The organism is Bacteroides sp. NSJ-39 (assembly GCF_014287315.1).
Classification (GTDB): Bacteria; Bacteroidota; Bacteroidia; order Bacteroidales; family Bacteroidaceae; genus Bacteroides; species Bacteroides finegoldii.
In genome coordinates, this window is record NZ_JACOOB010000015.1 from 1 (window position 1) to 12055 (window position 12055).

The 12055-nt window shown below is 42.8% G+C and carries 6 protein-coding genes; 1 reads left to right on the top strand and 5 read right to left on the bottom strand.

Features of this window, described 5'->3' with window-relative positions; translation table 11 throughout:
• Positions 1–1070 (bottom strand): site-specific integrase (locus H8S63_RS15195; protein ID WP_186927270.1); only part of this gene is annotated, 1070 nt, incomplete at its 3' end.
• Positions 1071–1426: 356 nt separating this feature from the next.
• Between H8S63_RS15195 and H8S63_RS15200 the strand changes: the two genes are divergently transcribed.
• A complete protein-coding gene (locus H8S63_RS15200) occupies positions 1427–3064 on the top strand; it encodes a rhamnogalacturonan acetylesterase (protein WP_007751091.1) in 1638 nt (545 codons plus the stop codon).
• A 97-nt stretch (positions 3065–3161) separates the two neighbouring features.
• On the opposite strand, the gene H8S63_RS15205 is transcribed toward H8S63_RS15200, so the two are convergent.
• Genes H8S63_RS15205 through H8S63_RS15220 form a run of 4 tightly spaced genes read right to left on the bottom strand, consistent with a single transcriptional unit; the run spans position 3162 to position 12051 of the window.
• A complete protein-coding gene (locus tag H8S63_RS15205) occupies positions 3162–5183 on the bottom strand; it encodes a rhamnogalacturonan lyase (RefSeq protein WP_186927271.1) in 2022 nt (673 codons plus the stop codon).
• A 31-nt stretch (positions 5184–5214) separates the two neighbouring features.
• Positions 5215–6924 carry a RagB/SusD family nutrient uptake outer membrane protein gene (locus H8S63_RS15210; protein ID WP_186927272.1) on the bottom strand — a complete coding sequence of 570 codons (1710 nt, stop codon included), beginning with the start codon at positions 6922–6924 and terminating at the stop codon, positions 5215–5217.
• Positions 6925–6946: 22 nt separating this feature from the next.
• Positions 6947–9985 carry a SusC/RagA family TonB-linked outer membrane protein gene (locus H8S63_RS15215; RefSeq protein WP_186927273.1) on the bottom strand — a complete coding sequence of 1013 codons (3039 nt, stop codon included), beginning with the start codon at positions 9983–9985 and terminating at the stop codon, positions 6947–6949.
• Between the two features lie 38 nt (positions 9986–10023).
• A complete protein-coding gene (locus H8S63_RS15220) occupies positions 10024–12051 on the bottom strand; it encodes a RagB/SusD family nutrient uptake outer membrane protein (protein ID WP_186927274.1) in 2028 nt (675 codons plus the stop codon).
• Between the last annotated feature and the right edge of the window lie 4 nt (positions 12052–12055).

Genomic DNA, 12055 nt, shown 5'->3' on the forward strand with positions numbered 1-12055 from the left:
AGGAATATCGTCGTGGCTGCCGTGTGGCGGCTCTGATGCCACGTGATATGCTTGGTGATGCCGCAACGCTTGGCGACGGCACGGATACCGGCAAGGCACGTGTTATAATGCGGAACGGGGAATATCTTGCCGTTCTCGCACAGCCCACGGTATTTGCCGATTATGCGGTTGGCGATGTCAAGCAGGCGGATGTTGGACACCACGCCCGTTTTCTGGCGGTTGATGTTTATCCACTCGTGTTCGTCGAAGTAGGTGCGGATATTCTCTTCCGTGAGGTTGCGCATATCCGAGAACGACAGCCCGGTGAACGCGCAGAACAGGTAGAGGTCGCGGTACAGTTCCTGTTTGGCGTTTTTCAGTTTCCCGTCCATCAGCAGGCGTATTTCCTCTTTGGTCAGGAAACTGCGTGTCGTTTCCTCCTTCTTGATTTCATACTCGCGGAACGGGTCGCGTGTCAGCCACTCGTTGTTGATGGCGATGAACACCATCGTCCGTAACGGGCAGACGTACAGCCACACGGTATTGGTGCAGCAGTGCTTGTCCGTGCGAAGGAACATCTCGAAGTCGGAGATGAAAGCCGGGGTAAGCTCTTTCAGGGCGATGTCCTTCACATGGTAGCGGATGTCAAGGAACTCTTGCAGGTGCTTGTAAACGATACGGTACTTTTCCAGTGTACCTTTGGCTTTCATGCCTGCCTCCACCTGTTTCTCATAGTCCTCGTTGTGCTGGCGGAACACCTGCATCAGCGTGTGGTAGCGGTGTTCCAGTCCGAGAAAGGCATTTTTCACCTTTTCCGCCGTGACGAAGTTGTCACGCTCCATGATTTCCTGATAGTGTCTGTTGATGCGTACCCGCATTTTGTCAAGCATACGGTTCGCTTCGAGAGCCGCCGTGCTTCTGCCCGTGACACGTCCCCCTTTGGTGTCCCACAGTTTCGGATCGACGGTCAGCTTGCAACTGAACTGCGTCTGGCTGCCGTCCACCGTGATGCGTCCCATGACGGGAACTGTCCCGTCTTTCTTCACTACCTGACGTTTGAGGTAGTAGATTACTGAAAATGTACTCTTCATCGTCCTTAATTTTTTTTGGTTTCAAAATTAGTTGGTGAAGAGTCCGGTATCGGTACGCAAAACGGGGAGGAACGGAGCAATCTTTTTCCGTAACCGGATTTTTCGCGTGAGTTGTGAGTAACTCACTATAACATAGTGCCTTGTTTCGCCATTCGTGCCCGTTTGTCGCATTTTCGGGCATGGTTACGAACAAGTAACGTTGCGGCGTCAAGATTTGGCTTCGGCAGGGATTGTAATGGCTTCACGAATTATCGCCACTTCAACTAAAACCCTTGTAACTCAATTCTATCACTATATCTTTCCGCATTTCACTTTTTTGTAGTAACTTTGCAGATATTATCTATAAAAAATAAATCATGAGAAACAAGTTATTTTATTATCTATGTTGGCTGACAGCCGTCACAGGCAGTTTGCAGGCGCAAGCGCAAAATAAAGTGGTTGCTCCGATGAAAGATGTCAATCAAGTAATCGACAACACATTGGATAGTCTGAACAAGGCACGTACAGCCAGACCGATAGCCGGTTCCAGCCGGAAAGGCGATAATCCGGTATTATTCCTGGTCGGTAACTCCACCATGCGTACAGGTACATTGGGAAACGGAAACAACGGACAATGGGGATGGGGATTTTATGCGGGCGACTACTTCGATCCGGACAAGATCACAGTAGAGAATCACGCATTGGGAGGAACCAGCAGCCGTACTTTTTATAACCGTCTTTGGCCGGATGTCATCAAAGGGGTACGTCCCGGAGACTGGGTTATCATAGAACTTGGCCATAACGACAATGGTCCTTATGACAGCGGTCGTGCCCGTGCCTCTATTCCGGGAGTAGGCACAGACAGCCTGAACGTGACAATCAAAGAAACCGGAGTGAAAGAAACTGTATATACATACGGAGAATATATGCGTCGTTTCATCCGTGATGTCAAAGCCAAAGGCGGACATCCCATCTTGTTCTCCCTTACTCCACGTTACGCCTATGAAGATAAAGACAGTACTATCATCAAACGTGTCAATAAAACATTCGGTCTATGGGCAAAGCAAATAGCAGAAGAACAGAACGTGCCTTTTATTGATCTGAATGACATTTCAGCCCGCAAATTTGAAAAGTTCGGTAAAAACAAAGTGAAGTATATGTTCTATATCGACCGTATTCATACCAGTGCATTCGGAGCAAAGGTCAATGCCGAATCTGCCGCTGACGGTATACGAGCCTACGAGGGACTGGAACTTGCCAATTACCTAAAGCCTGTCTCGCAAGACACAAAGACCGGTTCCAGCCGGAAAAAAGGACGACCGGTATTATTCACCATCGGTGACAGCACGGTGAAAAATAAAGATAACGACAAAAATGGTATGTGGGGATGGGGCAGCGTAATAGCCGATGAGTTCAACCTTGACAAAATATCCGTCGAGAACTGTGCTATGGCAGGACGTAGCGCCCGCACTTTCTTGGATGAAGGACGTTGGGATAAAGTATACGAAGCTTTGCAGCCCGGTGATTTTGTACTCATTCAGTTCGGACACAACGACGCAGGAGCTATCAATACAGGAAAAGCCCGTGCAGAACTACGTGGTTCCGGAGAGGAAAGTAAAGTCTTTCTGATGGAAAAGACCGGCAAATATCAGGTAGTATATACTTTTGGCTGGTATCTTCGCAAATTCATCATGGATGCTCAGGAAAAAGGAGCAATACCTATCGTATTGAGCCACACTCCACGCAACAAATGGAAAGACGGAAAGATAGAACGCAACACCGATTCTTTTGGGAAATGGACACGTGAAGCAGCAGAAGCTACCGGAGCCTATTTTATTGATTTGAATAAAATCAGTGCCGATAAACTGGAAAAAAAAGGTATCGAAAAGACAGCCGCTTATTACAATCACGACCATACGCATACTTCTTTAAAAGGAGCACACATGAATGCCGAAAGTATTGCGGAAGGATTGAAAATGGTTAATTGTCCGTTGAAGGATTATTTGAAGAAATAAAAAAAAGAGTCTCTTGTGCTCATCCGAGTAACAAACAATACTACCGGAACGACACAAGAGACTTCTGTTTTTTGAACTATTCCTTATATATATTTTCCTATTTGAAAACCTTATAATCTGTTCTGTCCGAACCTAAATAAAATCCGGTATGCGTTGGTTGATTATAACCGATATTCTGATGCGCTGCACTAATACGATAAATATGATCTTCCATCAAAGGACGAATACGATATTGCGTTTCAAAATCTGTGGTAAAAATACGAAGTTCACTATAATCATTGGTCGTATAAATCATTTCTTCCCGCCAGTCTCCCCAAATATCACCATAAAAACATGGATTTGCTTTAGTATCATTTATAGTTGTGACACCAAAATTTGTTCCACCGGTAAATAAACGTCCGTCTGTGTAACTTTGAACCATAGCATTATCTAAAACTTGACGATTTAAAGAACCACTCCACCAGATTCCCATATTATAAGAGATCTTTCCATCCTTACAAACTGGAGCATTTTTAGAAAGCTTCTCTCCTTTACAGGAATACATATCCGTAGCACTCGCTGAAGACCACACTTCACATCCCGGTGTTGCCGGATCGACATCCGCTACCATACAACGCCCAATATCACCACTTCCAGGAATATACCAAAGGACCTCACCAGTAGCTGCATCACGGAAATCCACACCTTTTCCATTATGATATTCTTGATGTTCATGACAATCCACAATTTGCAAACCGCTACGATTCGGATCAAACTTTCCCAGATGCAAAGCATCACCATGTCCCAGTCCGGTAGTATACATCCCCTTACCATCATGATCTATCCCACAAGAGCCATATATAATCTCATCTTTACCATCATCGTCTACATCTCCAATAGATAAATTATGATTACCGGAATCAAGCCATTGGGCAGAATATCCATTGGCTGTATTAAATTTCCAACGAGTCCTCAACTTGTTATCTGCACTATTATAATGTACAGCCCAAAGTTGAAAATTTTTATAGTAACCACGGCACATAACAATACTTGCTCTTCCATCTTGCGAACCAAAATGACCGACACCCATAAGGAAACGTTCGCTACGATTCCCCCATGCATCACCCCAATAAGCCTCCCGTGTATCTTTCTCTCCACGAGGAATGTACTCTGTACGAGTCATCTCCACACCAGTTTCTCCATCAACTAATGATAGGAATTCCGGTCCATCCAATACACGACCGGAAGAAGCATCACGATAATCAGTCTTTCCATCACCGTCTACATCTCCAATAATGGTTCCATCTCCAAACGTAGTGCCTTCTGAAGTCCTCAATGCAATTTCCGCTTTTCCATCACCATCAAAATCATAGACAAGAAATTGGGTGGTATGCTGTCCTTGACTGATATTTTTTCCCATATCTATAGTCCACATAGGCACTCCGTTACTAGTGCCGTCCAATTTATAGGCTTCCAACAGACAAGTACCTTTTTGTAATCCCGTCCAAGGCTTTGTATCACCGACATCCCGTGCCTGACCTATCACCTGACGCTTAATTACAATTTCATATTCACCATCACCATCTAAATCACCTATCGCCCCATCGTTGATATCATAATCCACTCTAGTCTTCACCTTAATGGAACGATAAAAGCCTGCCGCTCCATCCGTAGGGGTAATCTTACAAGTTCCCAAAGATTTATCGGAACTCTTCACCTCATAAGTGTAATTTTGTCCTATCTCTGCTGTCAGATCTTTATAATTAGTACTTTTAGAAATAGGAGTCTCATTCAGCTTTATTCCATTACGATAGACATCAAATGTGATATCATCTGCATCGTCAGGCAACCAACGCCAACTAACCAAAACTCCCTGACGCTCTATAGCCTTGACATCAGCACTAAAAAATACATTCGTAAAACTTGCCGTTACCGCACGATTCGTCCTAGTGAAAGGCAAAACAGCCCCTTCTTCAAACGTTCCGTCCCAATTATCTTCTTCCTCACTGTCTCCAGAATCGTCATCTGTCACTTTCGCAGGATTCAGATCCTTCGCAAAAATCTCATAGTCACTACATGCCGTTACTGTAGCTAACAGTAACGCGCATGCACTCATCCATAAATACTTCATATATTTCATGTAATATATCAATTTAAAGGTTTATTCCACTTTACCATCCCGGATTCTGTTCCAGATTCGGATTCTTCATTATTTCCGTACGGGGAATCGGGAAAAGATACATCTTATCGTCCCATTGACGGTTCACCGTATTACGAGTATACGCAAAGCCGCTTCCATTCTTGGTGATTTTCATTTCATCAATACTCGTGAAATGCTTATCCGCCTCTTTCCAACGACGCACATCCCAAAAACGATGTCCTTCAAAAGCCAATTCAACCATACGCTCATTCTTATACTTCTTCCACCAGGCATCAGCTGACATTTCTGCGGGAAATGCAGGCATTCCCGCCCGTTTACGTGTTTTGTAAACCATATCATTTGCTGAAGTTCCGAACTCAGGATCGACCTTATACGGATCGTTATCCAGATATCTGAATAAGGCTTCCGCATAGTTCAAATAAAATTCGCCCAAACGGAAAGTAACCCAAGTGTGATAAGCCACTTTCTTGGTACTGTTATCGCGCAGGTCTATATCTCCCTGACAGTATTTTTTCAAATAATAGCCAGTGGGCGTACCACCAGTATTCGGCTCACCGTTTGCACCATTCTGATAAGTTTCAAGAGCTTCCGTATTCCAAATCGGCCATCCGGTTTCACCATTCCGTGCAATAGTCATTGCGAAACGAGGGTCACGTCCTTCGTAAGGATCACTTTCGAGGTATCCACTTCCCTGCTCATTCCATGCCAATCCCGTCTCTTTCATTTCATAGGCATCTACCAATGTTTGCGTTGGGCAATTGCCACCTTTGCTTCCTGATAATCCTGCCGGGAAATTATAAGATTCCATTGTACTGGTTTCTTTATTGGCACGACGACTAAAGATTATCTCCCTTGTATCTTTATAGTTGTCTACTCCCCAAAGCGAACTATAATTATCAACCAAATTCACTGCACTCGGATCATAATCATCAATAAGTTCCTTGTTAGCCTCAACCGCACGTTTCCACAACGTTTTATCATTAGTAGGATTAAATAACGGACTTGCAGCATAAAGTGCGGCACGTGCCTTTAAAGCCAATACAGCCCGTTTGTTAGCACGCCCTCTCTCCTCGCTTGGAAATGCATCATTGCCTTGCAAAGCCGAATAATCTTCAACAATCAGGTTCTTGATATCATCACATTCGGAGATAATATAGTCAAATATTTCTTTTGCCGGTTTACGAGTCAGCGTATTACTCTCTTCAGCCTCCAACATATGGTCACTAAAAGGTACCGCACCGTACTGACGCACCAAGTTGAAATAAAAATAAGCCCGTAGGAAACGTACCTCATACTGGTAGTTATTATAACGATTCATCTGTTTCCCATAATCATCATTCAGTTTCAGTTCGGGGAACGTCAATCCTGTAAACTTATCCAAATAAATATTACAGTTAGCTATTGCTCTGTAGCAAGTTGTCCACATACTACTTTTAGCATTAGTAGCACTCCATGATCCATTATAAAAATCTGCTATCTCATTACTGGAGTATGCATACTCCGATTCATCAGTGGCAGAGGCCAAGAGAGCTCCGCTGTAATTGCCGAAGTCCGTATCCAAATCCAAATAGATAGTAGTAACTAAACCTCCCACATTACCAAAATTAAGTTTGACGAACTCTTCGCCATCGCTTTTGTATTCATGGTATTCCATCTGATCTGCGCAAGAAGAGAATGCGAAGATACCTAAGATTCCATATATTAATTTATTCAGTTTCATTCTTTCGCTTTGTTTTTAGTGATTAAAAACCGATATTCAATCCTACTATCACACTCTTATTCAACGGATTGGTGGCTCCGTAAGATTCCGGATCTACAATATCTAATCCATCGAAACAGAGAAGGTCAACTCCTCTAACATATAATTTCGCAGAGTTCATAAACTTCGTTTTCCGTATCAGGTCTGTCGGAAATTTATAATATACCTCCAAATTACGTAGTTTCAAGAAAGAACGGTTAGCTACCCACACTGTACTAACTTGATGGTTATTATTATTCTTTTCTGAAGTCAAACGAGGGAATCTCGCATTCTGATTATCTGACGTCCAACGGTTCTCATAATAATAAGTGGAGAGATTCGTACTATCCAGATAAGGATAAAACATCGCTTTTGTATTCAGAATAGCCGAATAATTAGCAGTCCCCTGGAACATGGCATCTATACCTATTCCCTTCCATTCAGCACCTAAATGGAATGAATAATATATCTCCGGTGCAGCAGTACTATAACCGATAGCGATTTTATCATCAGAATTTATTTTACCATCACCATTCACATCCTGATATTTGATATCTCCCGGTTTCAATGTTCCGAACTCTTGTGGAAGACTTCCATTTATTTCTGCCTGATTCTTAAAAAGGCCAACTGCTTGCATACCATAAATCTGATTCAAACGGTGACCTGTTTGTTTTAGATTATCATACAATCTAGGTTCTTCCAATTGCTCCTTTATCTCATTTCGATGAAAAGCAAAATTTCCTCCCACATTAAAAGCGAAATCACCCAAACGTTTTGTATAATCCGCTCCCACTTCTACACCCCAGCTATCTACGATACCAGCATTCTCAAACGGAGCGTCCATACCCAATACATCTGTGTATTTTCCGGCAGAAGAAACCCAAATGTCTTTACGACGTTGATAATACCCGTCAACTGTCAGATTCAAACCTTTAAAAAGGGTTGCATCAATACCAACATTGTATTTAAATGCCTTTTCGTGAGTTGAATTGAGAGTTGCAAGTCGGCTGATTTCAGTTGTTCCGAGATCTGAATTATGATTGTCGCCAAAATGATACATCGTACCTGTTGTTGAGTAAATCTGATCCCAATAATCAAGAACCGTATCATCACCGTCTTTGGGAAGATAGTCAGCATTAATGATACCAAAAGAAGCCCTTAACTTCAAGAAGTTAACCCATGATATGTTTTTCATGAAATTTTCTTCTGAAACCACCCAAGCGGCAGAAACAGTCGGTGAGAACGCCCACTTATGCCCCGGAGCCAAAAGACTAGAGCCTGAACCAACTAAAGCTAAATCCAGGAAATAGCGTTTATTAAACCCATAATGAGTATACCAGGAGGCATTTTGACGATAAATAGTTGTATTTAGCCCCTTAGAATCGCCATAAGAATCACGATACTCATAATCCCATTTGATTTGAGTAAAAATATCGTGTTTCCCAAACGAACGACTATAATCGATACTACCCGCAAAGTTGAACTGTCGTGTCCAATCGTTGATTTCACCATCTTTTCCCATAACACTAGGTTCACCACCGGAAGTAACAGTATAAGTTGGTGTACCACTTTCATTCCAAGTAGGAGTATAGCCACTGTAGATATAACTTTGGCTATGATCTTCCCAAATAGAAGAATAGTTATCGTATGCCAAACGGAAATTAGCCCCCAATCCTTTCAACAGGCCAGACAAATCTTGAGATAGTGTCAAATCAGCAAAAAGGCTACGAGTATGTCCTTTAGAATATGCAGCAGCCTGAGACTGAGCCACCGGATTGGATGTTCCAAGCCAAGTTGTATTGTTCCCCCCCCACACATTATCTTCTGTACGTACAGGGAAAGCGGAAGCCGGCAAAGAATATATTAAATCCCACAAATTAACCGAAGCACCCGGACGGCTTGATTCAGCAAGTGTACCAAGAAGATTCAGTTTCAATTTGGTCGTACTTGTCAGATCTATATCCAAGTTCGTACGCAAGTTGGCACGGGAATATTTATTCTGTGTGGAATACCCTTCATTCTCATTCGGATTCTTGATAAATCCTTTATCAGTCAATAAATCGACCATCGTATAATAACGGAACTTATTACCACCTCCTTGAAATTGAATAGTGTATTTATTAGAGACGCTTTGATCTCGAAATGTTTCATCCATCCAATCTATATTTGGATAAAGGTAAGGGTATGCCCCTGTACGATACGCTTTTATCTCACCGGGTTGATAGCGTGCTCCCAGCCCTTCATAGCCACGTGCTTCGTTCACTGCTTCCGCATATGTAGCCGCATCTACAAATTCCGGACGCCGCGACTGGAAATTTACCACATGATCATAAGTGAAGTTAATCGATTTCGTATTATATTTACCACGTTTTGTAGTAATCAAAATAGCTCCATTTGTCCCTTTATATCCGTATAAAGCCACCGCAGCAGCATCTTTCAGAATAGAAACCGATTCAACTTCCTCCGGACTAACCAAACTCATGTCCCGTTCCAGTCCGTCAACCAATATCAATGGGCTACTGCTCGAAAGACTTTGCAGACCGCGCACATAGAAAGTAGGTTCTACCGCTGCATAATTACCTGCATTCTGAAGAGAGACCAACCCCAAGCCTTGTCCTAAAAGAGAATTAGAAATGTTTTTTGCAGTACGTTTGTCAAAGTCCTCATTGTAGACTGTGGATACAGAAGCGGTTGATTCTGCACGAGTAAAAGTCCTATTAGCTCCCACATCGATAGTCTGCCCGGCATAGTCCATTACAATTTTCACAGGTTTCCCGTTCTCCGCTTTTACAGTCAGCGTTCCTTTATCCACAGATATTACCTGCAACTGCAAATTTCCTTTTTCCGGAAGTTCAAATTTTCCGTTTCTATCAGTTTCCACCTTTGTTCCCGGTTGTCCGACAACCATAACAGATGCACCGTAAACAGGATTTCCCCATTTATCGACTACTACACCCGTTATGCCGTTGTCCGCTTCCTGTGCCCCTGCCGGAATACCTAAGCAGGCCAAGAACACCATTACTAATATTTTATGTCTTTTCATAAATTAATATTCAAATATCATGTTATTCACGTTGCCTATTACCATCCCGGATTTTGTATCAATCCGTATCCCTTATTTATTTCAGTCTGCGGGAATGGAGACAGATACCATTTCGGATCAAAACCATATTTCCACCAATAACGGACAGGATTAGCCAACTCAAATTTTTCATATTCAAAATTAACAGGTTGGTCTGTCTTTCCATAATCCGTGCTGCTAAACCAAGGTTTCTTCAAGTACTTGTCATCTTCACCCGTCGCATTCGGGTTCGGACGGAAAATCCGGAGACCATGCAAACGTTTTTCAAACAAATCCTGACGTTTGTAACGAATCAGGTCGAAAAAACGGCTGTCTTCCATACCCAACTCACAGACACGTTCACGCAAAAGTTCCTCCAATAAAGCATCATGATCGGAATCCAAGCGCTTATCCGGATTACATTCAACCAATCCTTTAAGTCCTACACGGTCACGTACTTTATCAATCCAAATCAAAGCAGAAGTATTGTCATTTTGAGCCTGTAGAAGAGCCTCAGCATAAGTAAGCATCAGATCCGACAAACGAAGGGTCACCCATTGAGTATATTGCCTCAAATATTCCGGTCCTAAGAAATATTTCAAATTAGCATATCCCGTAGCAAACAGATTTGTTTCACTCTCTGGATCCAAATCAGCATCATAACCACCTACCCAATTTTCAAATGTATGGTCACCGGCCATCTCACCTGTCGTAAAGTTCAGTTCGACAGGTACTCCGTTGATACGCGCAGTCTCGTAAAGACGCGGATCACGGGTTAATATCGGATCTTGATAATGATTAACGATCTCCCCTTTTACAAACATAGTATCTCTACCAATTCCTCCCTCTTCTTCTCTTCTCAAAAGCTCATCCCAATCAAATGGTTTTCCATCCGCCCAGGGGAACATCTCTATATACTCTTGTGTCGGAGTATAGTTCAATCGTTCTACATGGTCCTCCATTTGCCATTCGTGCCATTTATAGGTATTATTGCTAAAGTTATCCGTTGTTTTCACACGAACTGAGTGAATAACTTCCGTACTTCCCTGATAAATGTATCCCATACGGTAAGCCTGACGATATTGCGCTGCCGTTTTTGCCGTAGCGGTACGCAAAGCATAAAAACCATTTTGTTCTACAGCCTCGAAGAAGTCCTGACAAGCTTTCAAGCACTTATCCCAAAGATCGGTACGTTTACCGCCATACCAAACCAAATGCTGTTGCTCAGCCTCAGAGCCACCTCCGGCATAACCTTGCACATCATTAAAAAGCGGAGATGCAGCAAATTGCCATATTTTGCACTTCAATGCCATGGCACCGGCTTTTGTCCAACGTCCGGTATATTGGTTGCTTGTCTCAGGCTTGCCACCATCATAAGCCCAAGGTAATGCTCCCCCGTCAATAGCTTGATCCAGCAAATCAATCATATATTCCACAGTCTTTTCCACCGTAGCACGAGGGTAGTCATAACTCGCATCTGTTCCAGAGAAAGACGCATAAACCAACGGCAGTCCTCCATAATGACGGAACATATCAAAATAACGTACGGCAATCAGACATTTAGCCTCTGCTATCATACGTGCTTTCTCCGATTCACTTAAATCAGGTACCCGGTCAATATTCTCCATCAATATCCAACATTCACGCACTACCTCCCATACTTTTTCGTCATTGTAACAGAACTTATCTTGACGGCGGCTATACTTAGCAGTATGTGAACCATTATAATATTGCGAATAAAGGTTGGCACCCGACCAATGCAATTGCCAACAATCGGTCAAAGCCTCAAACTTACCTGTATAAGTATCACTGGAAGAGGGTACATAGGTCCCGTTATAATATGGTAATCCATAGTACTGACGCCCATAAATACCATTCAAAAACTGCTGGGTATAAATAGCACTGCCAAATACAGTATCTATTGTCGCTGTACCTCCCGCAGGCTTATCCAAAAAAGAATTACCAAATTTTATTTCATCTACACACGAAGTAGTCAGCATAAAAGATGTTGCCAGTGCACCAATGAGCCATTTGTATTTTTGTTTCATAGTT

Excerpts from the sequence above, each read along its gene's own strand:
- H8S63_RS15220 (WP_186927274.1), bottom strand. The coding sequence starts at position 12,051 with ATGAAACAAAAATACAAATGGCTCATTGGTGCACTGGCAACATCTTTT.
- H8S63_RS15200 (WP_007751091.1), top strand. The coding sequence starts at position 1,427 with ATGAGAAACAAGTTATTTTATTATCTATGTTGGCTGACAGCCGTCACA.
- H8S63_RS15215 (WP_186927273.1), bottom strand. The coding sequence starts at position 9,985 with ATGAAAAGACATAAAATATTAGTAATGGTGTTCTTGGCCTGCTTAGGT.
- H8S63_RS15210 (WP_186927272.1), bottom strand. The coding sequence starts at position 6,924 with ATGAAACTGAATAAATTAATATATGGAATCTTAGGTATCTTCGCATTC.
- H8S63_RS15205 (WP_186927271.1), bottom strand. The coding sequence starts at position 5,183 with ATGAAATATATGAAGTATTTATGGATGAGTGCATGCGCGTTACTGTTA.